The 16,242-nt window shown below is 71.5% G+C and carries 11 protein-coding genes; 3 read left to right on the plus strand and 8 right to left on the minus strand.

Annotation, left to right across the window (positions count from 1 at the left end):
• Positions 1-44: 44 nt before the first annotated feature.
• Positions 45-854: a class II aldolase/adducin family protein gene (locus tag ABZ027_RS15525; RefSeq protein WP_356768355.1), complete on the minus strand. Its 810-nt coding sequence runs from the start codon at positions 852-854 to the stop codon at positions 45-47.
• A 143-nt stretch (positions 855-997) separates the two neighbouring features.
• On the opposite strand from ABZ027_RS15525, the gene ABZ027_RS15530 reads away from it, so the two are divergent.
• Entirely contained in the window at positions 998-1,477 is a 480-nt protein-coding gene (locus ABZ027_RS15530; protein ID WP_356768357.1) for a pyridoxamine 5'-phosphate oxidase family protein, read from the plus strand.
• 30 nt (positions 1,478-1,507) lie between these two features.
• On the opposite strand, the gene guaA is transcribed toward ABZ027_RS15530, so the two are convergent.
• Positions 1,508-3,079 (minus strand): glutamine-hydrolyzing GMP synthase, encoded by a 1,572-nt coding sequence (guaA, locus tag ABZ027_RS15535; RefSeq protein ID WP_356768359.1) that lies wholly within the window; start codon positions 3,077-3,079, stop codon positions 1,508-1,510.
• A 286-nt stretch (positions 3,080-3,365) separates the two neighbouring features.
• Between guaA and ABZ027_RS15540 the strand changes: the two genes are divergently transcribed.
• Positions 3,366-3,653: a chorismate mutase gene (locus tag ABZ027_RS15540; protein WP_356768361.1), complete on the plus strand. Its 288-nt coding sequence runs from the start codon at positions 3,366-3,368 to the stop codon at positions 3,651-3,653.
• A 640-nt stretch (positions 3,654-4,293) separates the two neighbouring features.
• Here the strand turns inward: ABZ027_RS15540 and ABZ027_RS15545 are convergent.
• Complete coding sequence (locus ABZ027_RS15545; protein ID WP_356768363.1) at positions 4,294-5,433, minus strand: hypothetical protein; 1,140 nt, start codon at positions 5,431-5,433, stop codon at positions 4,294-4,296.
• 211 nt (positions 5,434-5,644) lie between these two features.
• On the opposite strand from ABZ027_RS15545, the gene ABZ027_RS15550 reads away from it, so the two are divergent.
• Entirely contained in the window at positions 5,645-6,736 is a 1,092-nt protein-coding gene (locus ABZ027_RS15550; RefSeq protein ID WP_356768365.1) for an LAETG motif-containing sortase-dependent surface protein, read from the plus strand.
• Positions 6,737-6,995: 259 nt separating this feature from the next.
• Here the strand turns inward: ABZ027_RS15550 and ABZ027_RS15555 are convergent, their stop codons facing one another.
• From ABZ027_RS15555 to ABZ027_RS15575, 5 genes are all read right to left on the minus strand, one after another.
• Positions 6,996-8,774: a GMC family oxidoreductase gene (locus ABZ027_RS15555; protein ID WP_356768367.1), complete on the minus strand. Its 1,779-nt coding sequence runs from the start codon at positions 8,772-8,774 to the stop codon at positions 6,996-6,998.
• Between the two features lie 74 nt (positions 8,775-8,848).
• Positions 8,849-10,462: a succinic semialdehyde dehydrogenase gene (locus ABZ027_RS15560; protein WP_356768368.1), complete on the minus strand. Its 1,614-nt coding sequence runs from the start codon at positions 10,460-10,462 to the stop codon at positions 8,849-8,851.
• A 139-nt stretch (positions 10,463-10,601) separates the two neighbouring features.
• Entirely contained in the window at positions 10,602-12,374 is a 1,773-nt protein-coding gene (locus ABZ027_RS15565; protein WP_356768371.1) for a serine/threonine-protein kinase, read from the minus strand.
• 53 nt (positions 12,375-12,427) lie between these two features.
• On the minus strand, positions 12,428-14,236 hold the full coding sequence (locus ABZ027_RS15570; protein ID WP_356768373.1) for a protein kinase: 1,809 nt from the start codon (positions 14,234-14,236) through the stop codon (positions 12,428-12,430).
• Positions 14,237-14,305: 69 nt separating this feature from the next.
• Complete coding sequence (locus ABZ027_RS15575; protein WP_356768374.1) at positions 14,306-16,150, minus strand: protein kinase; 1,845 nt, start codon at positions 16,148-16,150, stop codon at positions 14,306-14,308.
• Positions 16,151-16,242: the final 92 nt, after the last annotated feature.

Consider the following 16,242-nt stretch of genomic DNA (forward strand, 5'->3'; position numbering starts at 1 on the left):
GTCGGCACAGGAGTTGCGGTCGGCACAGGGCCGGGGAGCACCCGTCACGACAGCAGGTCGGGCTCGCTCCTGCTGATGTCCTGCCACATCGGCTGGTAGTTGATCCACGCCACCAGGTCGCCGCCCAACTGCTCCCGGGTCGCGACCGCCATCTTGTGGTCGATCAGGATGGGACGTCCGGCCGCCTTCGCCGTCAGCTGGACCTGACAGGACCGTTCCAGGGACAGGAACCACCAGGCCGCCGCGTCCACCGAGTCGCCGACCGTCAGCAGGCCGTGGTTGCGCAGCACGAGCGCCTTGCGGGAGCCGAGGGCAGCGGCGATACGGCGGCCCTCGTCGGCGTCGACGGCGACGCCGGTGTAGGCGTCGTACAGGGCGTGGTCCTCGTAGAAGGCGCAGCTCTCCTGGGTGATGGGGTCCAGGAGGTCGCCGAGCGCGGACAGCGCCCGGCCGTGCACGGAGTGGCAGTGGGCGACGGCGACCACGTCGGGGCGGGCGGCGTGCACCTGGGCGTGCACGGTGAACGCCGCCTGGTTGACGTGGTAGCCGCCCTGGACCACCTGCCCGTCGGAGTTGACGAGCACCAGGTCACTCACGGTGACGTGCTTGAACGGCATTCCGAACGGGTTGACCCAGAAGCAGTCGCTGAACTCCGGGTCGCGGGCGGTGATGTGTCCCGAGACCCCGTCCTCGAATCCGAGGCGTCCGAAGACCCGCAGCGCGCCGGCGAGCCGTTCCTTGCGATGCCTGCGCTCGTCGTCCAGCGACTCGTGCATCGGCGGCATCGCGAACCGCAGCCGGTCGGTCGGCAGCGGCGTCGGCGGTGTGGGCCCGGGTCCGGGCGTCCCGTGCATGTGGTCGTCCTCCAGCACTGGGTGGGGTTACGGGGCGGAAGTTACCCTCGGTCAGTGCAAGTGAACAGCGTTGATTTGTAAAGATGACGCGCCCGATCGATACACGACAAAAGATGTCGGGTATCGACGCGAGACTGGCCGGTATGAACGCTCATACGAATTGGGCCGCTTTCACCTCCGCCGAACCCGATCTCGCCGGGACCGTCGAGGCGCGCTTCACCGCCTTCACGCACCACACCCTCGCGACCCTGCGCCGGGACGGCTCACCACGCACCACCGGCCTCGAGGTGCGCTTTCTGCTGGGTGAGCTGTGGCTGGGCATGATGCCGGACTCGCGCAAGGCACTCGACCTGCGCCGCGACCCACGCTTCGCGCTCCAGGCCAACCCCGGCGACGGCACCGGCATGGGCGGCGGCGACGTCCGGATCAGCGGGCGGGCGATCGAGGTGGACGACCCGGAGACGAAGAGCGCGTACGTGAAAGAGGTGGAACCGCCGCAGCCGTTCCACCTCTTCCGCACCGAGCTGACGGAGGTCGTGCGGACCTACGTCGAGGACGAGCGGTATCTGGTCACCGAGGTCTGGAAGCCCGGAGCGCCGGTGCGCACGCTCAGGCGGACCTGAACCGTCCCCGGGCCCGGTCGGACGGTGGGACTACTCCCACTCGATGGTGCCCGGGGGCTTGGAGGTCACGTCGAGGACGACCCGGTTGACGTCCTTGACCTCGTTGGTGATCCGGGTCGAGATCTTCGCGAGCACGTCGTACGGCAGCCGCGACCAGTCGGCGGTCATCGCGTCCTCGGAGGACACCGGGCGCAGGACGATCGGGTGGCCGTAGGTGCGGCCGTCGCCCTGGACGCCGACGCTGCGGACGTCCGCGAGCAGGACCACCGGGCACTGCCAGATGTCCCGGTCCAGGCCGGCCGCGGTGAGCTCCTCGCGGGCGATGGCGTCGGCCTCACGGAGCAGGTCGAGGCGTTCCTCGGTGACCTCGCCGACGATACGGATGCCCAGGCCGGGGCCGGGGAACGGCTGCCGCTGGACGATCTCCTCCGGCAGGCCGAGCTCCTGGCCGACCATCCGGACCTCGTCCTTGAACAGCTGGCGCAGCGGCTCGACCAGCTCGAACTCGAGGTCCTCGGGCAGTCCGCCCACGTTGTGGTGGGACTTGATGTTGGCGGTGCCGGTGCCGCCACCGGACTCGACCACGTCCGGGTAGAGGGTGCCCTGGACCAGGAAGGCGACCTCGGGACCGTCGTCCGCGATGATCTCCGCCTGTGCCTGCTCGAAGACCCGGATGAACTCCCGGCCGATGATCTTCCGCTTCTCCTCGGGGTCGCTGACCCCCTTGAGCGCGGTGAGGAACCGCTCCTGGGCGTCGACGACCTTCAGCTGCACGCCGGTCGCGGCCACGAAGTCCTTCTCGACCTGCTCGGTCTCGTTCTTCCGCATCAGGCCGTGGTCGACGTACACGCAGGTCAGCTGGGAGCCGATGGCCTTCTGGACGAGGGCCGCGGCGACCGCGGAGTCCACGCCGCCGGACAGTCCGCAGATCGCCCGCCGGTCGCCGACCTGCGCACGGATCGCGGCGGCCTGCTCCTCGATCACGTTGCCCGTGGTCCAGGTCGGGGTCAGGCCCGCGCCCCGGTACAGGAAGTGCTCCAGCACCTGCTGGCCGTGCGTCGAGTGCATGACCTCCGGGTGGTACTGGACGCCGTACAGCTTCTTCTCGTCGTTCTCGAAGGCGGCGACCGGGACCACGTCCGTGGACGCGGTGACGGTGAAGCCCTCGGGGGCGGCCGAGCAGGCGTCGCCGTGCGACATCCACACCGGCTGCTCGTCCGGGGTGCCCTCGAACAGGGTCGAGCCGGACTTCGAGACGTGCAGCGGCGTCCGGCCGTACTCGCGGGCGCCGGTGTTGTCGACGGTGCCGCCGAGGGTCTGCGCCATCAGCTGGAAGCCGTAGCACATGCCGAAGACGGGGACGCCGGCCTCGAAGAGCGCGCGGTCGAGGCGGGGGGCGCTCTCCGCGTACACCGAGGAGGGGCCGCCGGAGAGGATGATCGCCGCCGGGTTCTTGGCGAGCATCTGGTCCACCGGCATGGTGCTCGGCACGATCTCGCTGTAGACCCGGGCCTCGCGGACACGACGGGCGATGAGCTGGGCGTACTGCGCGCCGAAGTCGACGACCAGGACGGTGTCGGGGGCGGGGGTCGCTGATGACACGGGGTGCCTTCCGGCGGTCGGGCGGGGGTCTGTGATTACCGATTCTAACGGGGTGGGCGGGGGACACCGTCCGGAGCCCGTGGCATACTGACGCCCATGCTCGCGCACCCGACCTTCGTCTTTACCTATGGCAACCGGCCCGCCGGATGCCATGGTCGTGCTGCTTGAGCAACTGACAAGCGACTTCCCAGGCGCCCCGGGCCGACAAGGCCCGGGGCGCCTGTCGTTTCCCGGGTCGTGCCGCTCCGGGGCGCCGCATCCGCCCCGTCCGACGAGGAGCCCCGACATGACCGCCACCGCCGCAGAGAAGACCGGCGCCCACACCACCGAGGCCGCCGAGGTGATCACCGGCGCCCGCGAACGGATCGACGCGCTGGACGACCGGATCATCGGTCTGATCCAGGAACGGATCGCCGTGTCCGCGGTCGTCCAGGAGGCTCGGATCACCTCCGGCGGCCGGCGGGTGAACCTCTCCCGGGAGATGGACATCCTCAACCACTACAGCGAGGCGCTGGGCAGGCCGGGCACCTCGCTCGCCATGACCCTGCTCGAACTGTGCCGGGGTCGGATCTGAGTTCGGGCCGCCTCTCACCCGTACGGCGCGTGACCGGGACGAGCGGCGCTTCGTTGGTGTGGTGTCCGTGCCAGCCAGGGGCGGGCCCGAAAGAACCACGCGTGGCTCACTGGAGCGATGAGACGTACGGATCGTGCTGTGCGTCGTGGGACCTCGCTCCAGGTAAGTGACCGGACGGCAGGGGACAGCAGCCCGGTCACCCAAGAGAAGGCCGGCTCCGGGGACGCCCGGGGCCGACCGACGGAATGGCAAGAGAAGCACCAGAGAAGCGCCAGAGAAGTACTGGAAAAGCAGCGAGACCGGGTCAAACGGTTGCGGAGGCCGCTGCCATCCAGCACGATGCGTAGAAAGCCCCCAAGTCCCGCCCCCACAACAGCATGAGTGCAGTGCCCCACTGCCAAAGGTCGAGACCAAGCACGCGTCCCGCACGCGCCCGGTCGCCGATCCGGCGCACTCGGACGGCCAGGGCACTCGGACAAGCGGCGCTACCCCCCGGCGCCGCTGCCAGGCACCGGCGCTGCCCTGACGTCGGTGCTGACGAAAGAAGGGCCCCGCGGCTCCGTCCCGCGGGGCCCTTCGCATGCCCGCACCACCCGCCCGTTCGCCCGGCCGAACTCCCGGCCCGGGCACGGGACTCGCGTCAGGTCCGTGACACGGTTCCGCACGGCTGCGTCCCGTCGGCACCCAGCGGGCGGCTGCGGTCGTACGGGTCCGTGGTCGGGCCGGTCGCCGGGCTGCCCGAGGGTTCGGCCGACCGGAACCGCGGGTGCAGAAAGCCGTCGTGGATCCCGCAGGCCGTGTTGCCGACGTCCCGGTCGTGGCGCACCACGACCAGGCGGTCGGGAGTGGTCACGTAACGGGCGGGGTCGAGGAGTTCGACCTCCAGGACGCGACGCACGATGGTGCGGGTGACCTCGACCGAACCGTCGGCGCGGACGACCGGGTAGACGAAGGTGTAGTCCGCCCGCACACCCACTCCTCCCTGATCGCCCTTCTTGAACGTCATCCGGCCGCGGGTCTTGATCACGTCGCCGACGAGTCGTACGTCGGCGGGGTCGAAGCGGCTGAACATGCTCAGCGGGTCGTCGTCCTCGCCGGGCGTGCGCAGGGAGCGGTTCAGGTCGTCGAGCAACTTCGGCTGCTTCGGGTCGAGTACCGCGAGGGCGGCCTCCGGGCGTGCGCCGCCCACCGTCTTCGGGTCCAGGTTGGCTTCGACCAGCAGCGTCCTGGTCAGCTGGAGCGCCTTTTCGACCCGGTCCGCGGGTATCCCGCCGACGGCGGTCGCCTTCGGCAGGACGATGCCGGACGCGCCGTCGGCCCACCGCAGGGCGGGGGAACCGGCGAAGGGCTCGTCCAGCGTGGGGGTTTCGGGGTCCGCGGCGGCGGGGGCACCGGTCGGAGCCGCGGTTTCCGCGGGCAGGGGGGAAGCCGCGATGGAGTCCGGCTCCGAGCCGAAGGGGTCGCCCGGCAGCAACGACGGTTTCATCGCGACGAGGGCCAGGGCGACGGCGAGGGGTACACCGATCAGGCCCCAGAGCCTGCGGCGCCGACCGGTGCGTCCCTTCGTCCCCTGGATCGGCGGGCCGGTGCGCCAGCCCTCGGGCAGTTCACCCCGCGCCTCCTGTTGGCGCAGCCGCTCGGTCACGAGACGGGCGCGTGCGGAGGGCTCCTTGGGGGCCGAGCCGCGAATGTCCCGTTCGGTGTCGCGGGCGAACTGTTCCCAGATGTCGTCGGGGAACTCCGGTGTCGAGGACGGGTCCTCGGACGGCTTGTCAGACACGACCCACAGTTCTAGACGGTGGGAAAGCGCATTCACAAGGCGATTCCAGGTGTGACTCAGGCCACATAAAAATTCCGTGAATGCGGAGGCAACCATTCAGCCCCTTCACGGATCAAACACGGCGTACCAAGGGCCGCTCCCGCGCCCCACACGCGGAGGCCTCCCCCAAGAGTGCTGCGGGACCGCGGCACTTCGGATTCCCGAGGTCTTCATGAAGCTTCGTCGTGCCATGGTGGCAGCGGCGGCGACCGCCGTCATAGCCCCGATCACCCTGCTTTCCGCTCCGGTCGCGTTCGCGACGGACGGGACGCCTACCACGTCGACGAGCACCCCGGCGGCCGGGGACACCACCCCCGCCGCCGACGACAGCACGCCCGCCGCCGAGGACAGCACTCCGGCCGCGGACGACAGCACCCCCGCCGCGGACGACAGCACCCCCGCCGCCGAGGACAGCACCCCGGCCGCGGACGACAGCACCCCCGCGGCCGACGACAGCACCCCCGCCGACGACGAGAGCACCCCGGCGGACGACGAGAGCACTCCGGCCGGTGACGAGAGCTCCCCGGTCACCTCCCCGTCGCCGAGCGTCAGCGCGAGCACGCCCGCCGACACCGAGCTCTGCACCGACGAGGACGACGGCAGCACCGCCCAGCTCAGCGCCGACCTGCACAGCGGCCTGTCGGGGCTGCCCGAGACGATCGTCGCCGGCAGTGGCTGGACCGGGTTCACGTTCGACGTGTCCAACCGCGGTGACGACGAGATCAAGGACATCAAGCCGCTGATCGGCGTCGCCGCCATCGGCTGGGACGACGAGAAGGACTACTCGGGCAAGATCACCGTCCAGGTCTTCGACAAGTCCTCCCACACCTGGCAGACCATCGCGAACGCGGCCGGTGAGGGCGGCACGTTCCCCGCGTTCTCGCTCGACGCCGGCGGGTCGGTCTCGTACCAGCTGCGGCTGAGCGTCAGCGGCAAGGTGCCGGACTCCCTCGGTCTGACCGGGGGCTTCGCCGAGTACGCGGATGACCAGGGCTGCTGGATCGCCGACGACCCGAACGGCTGGCTGTACTTCTTCAACATCCTCGGCGCCGGCTCCGACGCCGGTAACCCGAACGACGCCAAGCCGCAGGGCGGCAAGACCGACCTGACCGACGTCAACGAGGTCGCCGCCACCGGCTCTCTCGCCGAGACCGGTTCGAGTTCGGCGCTGCCGGTGATCGGCCTCGTGGGCGGCGTCGCCGTCGTCGCCGGTGCGGGTGCGGTGTTCGTGGTGCGTCGCCGGAAGGCCGGGGTGGAGGCGTAAGTCTGGCTGCGGGCGAGTGGGGGCTGGTCGCACAGTTCCCCGCGCCCCTTGAGGTGGGGCCAGTGCGCCGACCTCTCAGGGGCGAGTGGGAACTGCGCGAGCAACCTCGAAGCACCCGCAGCCGCCGGCTCGGGCCTCCGGGCTCGGGTTGCTGGGCTCGCTTTCGGGCCCGGCAAGGCTTACCGCAAGAAAAAGAGAAGGACCTGCGCTCGGAGGGGGGTGCAGGTCCTTCTCCTTGTCGTCTCCCTGTTCGGTGCCGCTACTTCTTCGGCGGGACCGCCGGGATCCCCAGGAACGGCAGCTTCAGCGCGCCGAACGCGTCCGCCGGGACGGCCGGTGCGTGCGGCTCGACCGGCTTGAGGCGTTCGTAGGCCTGGCCCTGCGAAGGACGCGGGTCCGCCTCGCCCTTGTTGGGCCAGTAGGACATCGCCCGCTCCGCCTGGGCCGTTATGGTCAGGGACGGGTTGACGCCCAGGTTGGCGGAGACCGCGGCGCCGTCCACGACCGAGATGCCGGGGTGGCCGTAGAGGCGGTGGTAGGGGTCGATGACGCCGCTCTCGCGGGAGGCGCCGATCGGGCAGCCGCCGAGGAAGTGGGCGGTGAGCGGGGTGCCCATCAGTTCGCCGACGTTGGAGCCGGGGAAGCCGTTGATCTCGGCGGCGATCGCGGACGCGCCCTGGGAGGCCGCCTTGATCTGCTTGGGGTTCGGGGAGCCGTGACCCTGGCGGGCGGTCAGCAGGCCCTTGCCGACGCCGTCCGGTTTCAGGTACGTCGTCAGTGAGTTGTCCAGCGACTGCATCACCAGGCCGATGATGGTCTTCTCCGACCAGCGGCGGTTGGAGAGGGAACGCAGGACAAGCAGCGGGTGGCGGCCCGCGTTCCGCAGCCAGGCCAGGGCCCGGGACGAACCCTCCGCGTAGGGGACCTGGAGGATGGACAGGCTGCCCATCGAGTTGGAGCCCCGGCCGTAGCGGACCGGCTCGATGTGGGTGTTGTCGTCCGGGTGGATGGACGAGGTGATGGCCACTCCGCGGGTGAAGTCGACCTTCGGCTCACCGGTCACCTTGCGGTAGCGGCGGTCGTCGGTCTGCGCGCCGACCAGGGCCTCCGAGTTGGTGCGGGTCAGCTCGCCCAGCCTCTCGGACAGGTACGGCAGTTGACCGCCGGCCTTCATCCGGTGCAGCAGGGTCTGGGTGCCGTAGGTGCCGGCCGCGAGGACCACCCGACGGGCCTTGAACGTCCGGCCCCTCGCCCGGCGGCGGTCGTCGGTGGGGAGGGTGGCGATCGCGTAGCCGCCCTGCGAGTCGTCCGTGACCGAGACGACCGTGGTCAGCGGGTGCACCACCGCGCCCGCCTTCTCGGCGAGGTACAGGTAGTTCTCGTTGAGGGTGTTCTTCGCGCCGTGCCGGCAGCCGGTCATGCACTCGCCGCACTCGTTGCAGGCCTTGCGGTCCGGGCCCGCGCCGCCGAAGTAGGGGTCGGGTACCTGCTCGCCGGGAGCGGCCTTGGTGGCGCCGTCGGCGTCCTCGCCGTCTCCGAAGAACACGCCGACCGGGGCCATGTGGAAGCTGTCGCCGACGCCCATCCGCTCGGCGGCGGCCTTGAGGTGCACGTCGGACGGGGTCATCGTCGGGTTCAGCCGGACCCCGAGCATGCGGCGCGCCTGGTCGTAGTACGGCGCCAGCTCCTCCTGCCAGTCGGTGATGTCCCGCCACTGGGGGTCGTCGAAGAACGGCTTCGGCGGTACGTAGAGGGTGTTGGCGTAGTTGAGGGAGCCGCCGCCGACACCCGCGCCGGCCAGGACCATGACGTTGCCCAGCAGATGGATGCGTTGGATGCCGTACAGGCCGAGCTTGGGGGCCCAGAGGTAGTTCTTCAGGTCCCAGGAGTTCTTGGGGAGGGTTTCGCGGGTGAAGCGGCGGCCGGCTTCCAGGACGCCTACTGTGTAGCCCTTTTCACTGAGGCGCAGGGCGGTTACGGAACCGCCGAAGCCGGATCCGACGACGATGACGTCGTAGTCGTAGGCGTCCTGGGGCACGTGTGCTCCTCGTTGAGTGTCCGTGCGGGTCCGTTGTGGTTTCTCGCGCAGTTCCCCGCGCCCCTAGAGGTCGGTCACCTGAACCGGAACGCCTTCATCAGGCGCAGGCTCCGGCTCATGAACTGCGCGTACTTCTCGTCGTCCATGCCCAGTGAGGGGGCCATCGGCAGCAGGCGCTGCTGGGCCACCGTCTGGGCCTCCGTGTACTTGAGGATGCCCTCGGAGCCGTGGCGGCGGCCGAGGCCGGAGTCCTTCATGCCGCCCATCGGGGACTGGACGCTGCCGTAGGCGGGCGCGTAGCCCTCGTTGACGTTCACGGTGCCGGTGCGCAGGCGGGCGGCGACCTCGCGGCCACGGCGGCCGTCCTTCGTCCAGACCGAGGAGTTCAGGCCGTAGGGCGTGGAGTTGGCCTGCTCGACGGCCTCCTCGTCGGTGCTGAAGCGGTAGAGGGAGACGACCGGGCCGAAGGTCTCCTCCGTGCACACCGACATCGGCTCGGTCACCCCGTCGAGGATGGTCGGCTCGAAGAAGTACGGGCCGATGTCGGGGCGGGCCACCCCGCCGGCGACGAGCTTCGCGCCCTTGGCGACCGCTTCGTCCACGTGCCGGGTGACGGTCTCCAGCTGCCGTTCGCCGACCAGGGACCCCATGTCGGCGCCGTACGCGAGGGACGTACCGAGCCGCATCGCCTTGGTGCGGGCGGCGAAACGCTCGACGAAGGCGTCGGCGATCGACTCGTGGACGTACAACCGCTCGATGGAGATGCAGAGTTGGCCGGCCGAGGAGAAGCAGGCACGGACCGCGCCGGCGGCCGCCTTGTCGAGGTCGGCGTCCTCCAGGACGAGCATCGCGTTCTTGCCGCCGAGTTCGAGGGAGACGCCGATCAGCCGGGCGGCGGCGCCCTGCGCGACCTCGCGGCCGGTGCGGGTGGAGCCGGTGAAGGAGACGTAGTCGGCGTGCCTGACCAGCTCGGGGCCGACCACCGGGCCCTCGCCGAGGACGACCTGGAACACGTCGGCCGGCAGGCCGGCCTCTATCAGCAGGTCACGGGCCCACAGCGCGGTGAGGCAGGTTTCCGTGTCGGGCTTCATCACGACGGCGTTGCCCGCGACGAAGGCGGGGATCGCGTCGCCCACGGACAGTTCGAGCGGGTAGTTCCAGGGGGCGATCTGGCCGACGACACCGCGCGGGTGGCGCAGCTCGGTGACCTTGGTGAGGGTGGGGACGGCACCGGCGTGCCGCTTCGGCCTGAGGTAGGCGGGCGCCTTGCGGCCGTAGTGGCGGGCCGCGACGGCGACGGCCTGGACCTCTTCGTGGGCGTGCAGACGGGCCTTGCCGGTCTCCAGCTGGATCAGGTCGAGGACCTCCGCCTGACGCTCCAGCACCAGGTCGTGGAAGCGGAGCAGGACGGCGGCCCGCTGCCGTACCGGCGTCCTCTCCCACACGGCCTGTGCCCTGCGGGCCGCGTCGAAGGCCCGCGCCACGTCCTCGGGGGTGGACTCGGGCAGGTCCGCCAGCTTCTCACCGGTGAACGGCGTGTGGTTGGCGGTCTTGCCGGAGCCGACCACGCCCTTGGCGAGCTGGGCGATCAGCTCGGGCGTGACCACGTCGGCGGCGGTACGGGCGCCCGCCGGGGCGGGGGCGATGGGGTTCGTGCCGGTCTGGGCCGGGGCCTGCGCGTCCGTCATGAGCCGCAGGGTATTCCGCGGCGGAGGCTTTGGGTACCCGCCAGTAATCGGGATTCACCGACCGCTCACACGACGCCAGCGATCACTGGCAGAGAATGCGCTGATCAGGGCGTTGTACGAGCGACGATCACCGGGAGGGTCACAACCGGTCGACCTCCAGGTTCGCGAGCGCCGTGTTCGCCACCGCACGGCCGCGCTCGGTGAAGTCGCCCTTGCCCGGATAGCTGACGGTGAGTTTGTACATGTCGCCGCCCTTGGTCCGGTAGTAGAGGATCCTCACCTCACGGGGGAGCGGGTTCTCGCTGTCGTTGGTGTCGTAGACGACCTTGGTCTGGGCGGCTTTGTGCCCCTGGTAGGTCGCGTCGTCGGGGGTGGTCCTCGCCTTCTCGGGCATGTCGAGGGCGTAGCTGCCGGCCGACTTGAACTCGGCGTCGTCGTCGTACATCTCGGCGGCCGCGGAGCCCGCGATGGCGTTGCCGGTGTCCTCGGCCTTCCGTTCCAGGGTCACGCCGATCCAGATGCTGCCGCTCCAGTCGGTGTACCTGACCCAGTGCCCCTTGTCGGTCTCCCGGTCGGGCACGGACCGCTGGTAGTCGGCGGGCACCGCCAGGGCCGCGGCGACGTCCTTCTCGTACTTGGTCGTCCAGCCGTCGGGCAGGGGGCCCGCGAACGGGTCCGCGATCAACAGATACGCCGTCACCGCCGCGGCGACCACCACGGCACCGACGCCGGCCCAGGCCCTGCGGCCGAGCCGGAGGCCGCGCCGCGGGGCGTCCGGGTGCCCCATGGGCTGGGTGGGCCGGGACGGCGCCGACGGGTTCGCGGCCGTCTCCAGCAGGGTCCGGATCTGGGCGGCGTTGGGGCGGCGCGCGGGGTCCTTCTGGAGCAGGCCGTTGATGGCGTCGGCGAGCGGGCCCTGCGCGGAGGCGGGCGGCGCGGGGGTGGCGTTGAGGACGGACTGGAGGGTGGCGGGGGTGTTGCTGCGGCGGAACGGGGAGACGCCCTCGGTGGCCGCGTACAGGACCACGCCGAGGGACCAGAGGTCGCTGGCCGGGCCGGGCCGCTGGCCCAGCACCCGTTCCGGCGCGATGTACTCGGGTGAGCCGACGAAGCCGCCGGTGTCGGTCAGGTTGGTCTCGCCCTCGATCTGCGCGATACCGAAGTCGGTGAGGACGACCCGGTCGTGACGGCCGAGGAGCACGTTGTCCGGCTTGACGTCCCGGTGCAGGATGCCCGCCGCGTGCGCGGCCTCCAGGGCGCCCAGCACCTCGAGGCCGATTCTCGCCGCCTCGCGGGCCCCGAGGGTGCCCTCCTGCAACGCCTGGCCCAGCGAACGGCCCTGCACCAGCTCCATCACGATCCACGGGCGGCCGTCCACGACCGCCACGTCATGGACGTTCACCACGGAGGGGTGGTCGAGCCGGGCCGCGGCTCGGGCCTCGCGGCGCATGCGCTCGAAGGCGTTGGCCCGTTCACGCTCGGGCAGATGGTCCGGGACGCGGGGTTCCTTGACGGCGACCTCGCGGTCCACCGTCTCGTCCTTGGCCCGCCACACGGTGCCCATGCCACCGTGCCCGAGCTTGGCGAGCAGCCGGTAGCGGTCGGCGATGAGGCGTCCGATGTCGGGGGTCGGCGCGGGGTGAGGGTCCGGCGTGGGGCGGGGGTCCGGGGTGGTGCGGGGGTCCGGGGCGAGGCGGGGGTCCGGCGTCGGGTGGGGCTGGGGTGGCACGAGCTGGGCCGGCCGGGCGTACGGGTTGTCCGGGTGCGGCACCGCTGTCGGAACGCCCTGCGGGGCCGCGGCCGGGGGGATCCGCGTGGCCGGCGGGCCTTGCGTGGACGGCGGGTTCGGTGGTCGCAGACCAAAACTCGTCGGCTCGTCGGACCCGTGGGGTGCTCCCCCGTTGCTGCTCATGGGCTATCCATATCGCGCCAAGCGGTCCGGGATCCACCGTGAACGCTTTCCAGTCACCGACCCGTGACCAAGGTGTCGACAGCGACGTAGAAGTACACCTTCGCCTCCCGCACCTTGCCGACCGGCGACGACACCCAGACGTCGTACAGCCGCCCGTTCTCCTCCCAGCACAGGTCGTACGTGTGCCGGGGGCCCTCCGCCGCGCTGAAGCCGTCCCAGGTGAACTCCCAGAGCGCGGCGGGGCGTCCACGGCGCTCGGTCGTGATGACCCGCCCGTCGCGGTAACCCGGGTTGTTCTCCGGCCCCTGGGCGGCCTCCCGCCGCAGCACGGTCAGCGGACCGCCCGCCGCGAGGTCGGCGACCCTGATACCGAGGCGGAAGGACCGCCCCGGTGACATGTAGAAGATCCGCTCACCCTGGGGTTCGCGAGTGAAGCCGTCCGGCACGGCGAGCGCGAACCCGGCGGGGTCGTGGGCGAAGCGGTAGCCGGAGGGGGCGGTGGGACGGGGGTACGGGCTCGGGGTGGAGCCGGGGCTCGATCCGGTACTCGCGGAGGTGTACGGGGGTGCGGAGGAGTACGTGGGTGCCGGGTGCCCGGGCGTTCCCGGCCCCTCGTCGCCCCCGTTCATGAGCAGCGCCGCCGCGGACACCCCCGCGCCGGCCATCGCGGCGACCAGCAGCGCGGTGACCAGCACGCCTCGTGGGGAGCGGCCGGGAGGAGCCGAGGGGTGGTCCCGGGCGGGCACGTCCCGCTCGGGCGCGGGGGCGTGCCCGGGGGGGCGGTCCCGCGGGCCGTCCGACGGGGGCTCCGGCTGGTGGCCGGGAGGGTGCGGCGGGGCGGGCTGTTCGGTGGACGTTCGGGCCGGCGGTTCGGGGGTTGACGTACCGCCGGGTGCCTTGGAGCGGGCACTGCCTGGTGCTGTCGCGCGGGCGCGGCCGAACGACGGCGTGCGGGTGCGGCCGAGTGACATGGTGCGGGCGCGGCCGAGTGACATGGTGCGGGTGCGGCCGGACGGCAGGTCCGGTGTGCGGCCGGTGTCCCGGAAGGTCCGCAGCATCCGCTCGGCCCGTTCCGCGTCGAGCCGTCGCTCCGGATCGCGTTCGAGCAGGCCCCGTACGACGGGCAGGATCGGCGTGGCCTGGGCGGGCGGCCGGATCTCGGCGGAGACGACGGCGTGCAGGATGCCGCCCAGCGAGTCGCGACGGAACGGCGACTCGCCGCTCAGGATCGTGCACAGCAGCGCGCCCAGCGACCACAGGTCGGACGCGGGTCCGGTGCTCGCTCCGGACATCCGCTCGGGCGCGGTGTACTCGGGCGAGCCGACGAAGGACCCGGTCTCGGTGAGCGTGGTGGCGCCCGCGACCTGGGCGATACCGAAGTCGGTGAGCACGACGCGCTCGGTGCCGTCCTCCACGAGGACGTTCGCGGGCTTGATGTCGCGGTGCAGGACCCCCGCCCGGTGCGCGGCGCGCAGCGCGCCCAGCAGGGCCACGCCGATCCGGGCGGCCTCGTCGGCGGACACCGGGCCGTGCGCGGCGATCCGCTCGGCGAGCGAGACCCCCTCGATCAGCTCCATGACGATGTACGGGCGTTCGTCGTGCTCGACGACGTCATGGACCACGATGATGTGCGGATGGCTCAACTGGGCGACCGCACGCGCCTCGCGCAGGGTGCGGTCCCGCCGCCGCCGTGCCCCGTCGGCGGAGAGGGTCTCGTCGAGAGGGAGCTCCTTGACCGCCACGCTGCGGCCGAGCAGCTGGTCGGTCGCCCGCCAGACGATCCCCATGCCGCCACGACCGAGCCGCGCCTCGAGCCGGTAACGGTCCGCGATGACGCGGGCGTTGTCCCCCTCGGTCCTCATGCGCCCCATCATCCCGCACCGGACGGGCCCCTTCCGGGACGCCGACCGGCCAAATCCGCCGGGCCGGACTCAGGCGGTCTTCTCCTCCCAGCCCTGCAGCACCGCGGTGAACTGCTTGCTCGTGGTCGCCCAGTCCTTGGCGGGCGACGACATGTAGAGGGCGTACTCGACGCCGTCCCTGGACATGTACGTCTCCTCCACGGCCCGGCGCGGCCCGGGGTAGGCCGTGTCCTTGCGCAGCGCGGTCCACGTGTACTCCCACCGGGCGCCGTCGCGGTCCCGGTAGAGGTTGTCGTGCAGGGTCACCTGCTCGTAGTTCTGCAGCCGCTGCGACAACTGCTGCTCCAGGTCGAGCTGGTGGGCCTTCGGGTTCCTGAAGTCCGGTGAGGTGTCGATGGCGACGCGGAGGAAGTGCTTGCCGCCGTCCGGGGAGTAGTCGATCTGGGTGAGGTCGCCGTCGACGTCGAAGACCTTCCGCTGCCAGTTCTTGGGCAGATAGACGCTGAATCCGACGCGGTCGTCGTGGCGGACCCAGGAGGCCGGAACGCCCCCGCCGCCGGCGCGCGGTCTGCTCGCGCCGGTGTCCGTGGGACTCGGCGAGGCGGACTTGCCGGCGTCCTGCCGCGACTCGTCCCACGTCTGCAGTCCCACGGCAGTGCCCCCACCGATGATCGCGGCGAGGGCGACGACGAGGGCCGCCGTCCGCAGTCGGCGGCGCTTCGGCGAAGTCGTGACGCCGGTGGCGGCGTTGGCAGCGTTGTCGGCGAGATGCGGCGGGCCGAGCACGGTGGGGCCGGTCGCGGCAGGGTACGGCGTGGCCGCCACCGGCGTGGCGACCGGGGCGTTCGCCCCGGCGCGGGCTTTCGCCTGCTGGTGCGAGCTGGTGTAGTGCGGGCCTGAGTGACCGGGGCCTGTGTGGCCGGGACCCGTGTGGCCGGGACCTGTGGGCTGGGGGCCTGCGGGGTGCGCACCCATGGGGCCGACGCCTGTGCCCATGGGGTGGGCGGCTGCGGCCATGGTGCCCGCACCCATGTGGTGGGAGGGCGTGGTCGGGGAACTCACATGTGCTGTGGGCACATACGCCTGTGCCGCGCTCGACCGTCGCCCCTCCGCCGCCTCCGCGAGCATCTGCTCCGCGGCGACCAGGTCGGGCCGTACGGCAGGGTCCTTGTACAACAGCGCGGTGATGACGGGCGCGAGCACACCGGCGTACCGCGGCTCGGCGGGTTCCTCGTCCACCACGGCCTGCATGGTGGTCAGCGGTGTCGTGCGGCGGAACGGCGACCTGCCCTCGACCGCCGTGTACAGCGTGGCGCCGAGCGCCCACAGGTCGGAGGAGGCTCCCGGGTCGTGGCCGCGGATCCGCTCCGGGGCGAGGTAGTCGACCGAGCCGACGACCTCTCCGGTCCGGGTGATGGTCGTGTCGCCCTCGATCTGGGCGATGCCGAAGTCGGTGAGGAGGACCCGGCCGTCCCTGGCGAGGAGCACGTTGCCGGGTTTCACATCCCGGTGCAGGACCCCGGCGGAGTGCGCGGCGCGCAGCGCCCGCAGCACCCACAGTCCGATGCGGGCGGCCTCGGTGGGCTCGACGCGGCCCTGTTCCTTGACCGCGTCGGCCAGCGAATGGCCCTCGACCAGCTCCATCACGATCCACGGCCGGCCGTCGTGGTCCAGTACGTCGTGCACGGTGACGACGGCGGAGTGGTTGATCCTGGCGGCCGCGCGCGCCTCCGCCCGGGTACGGGCGAGCAGGACGGCCTGGTCGCTCTCGGACACGTACAGCGCGGCCGTCAACTCCTTGATCGCGACGGCTCGGTGCAGCACCTCATCGTGGGCACGCCACACTCGGCCCATGCCGCCCGCGCCTATCGGGTCGGTGAGCCGGTAGCGCCCCGCGAGGAGCTGGCCCTGCATCTGATTCACGTTGCCCCGCAATGCTCTTGACAGAGTCAGAGTAGGGACCGGCCCTCGCCGAACGGAACCAGGGGGGCGTCACGGTGACCGCA

It is taken from the genome of Streptomyces sp. NPDC006332 (assembly GCF_040612855.1).
Taxonomy (GTDB): Bacteria; Actinomycetota; Actinomycetes; order Streptomycetales; family Streptomycetaceae; genus Streptomyces.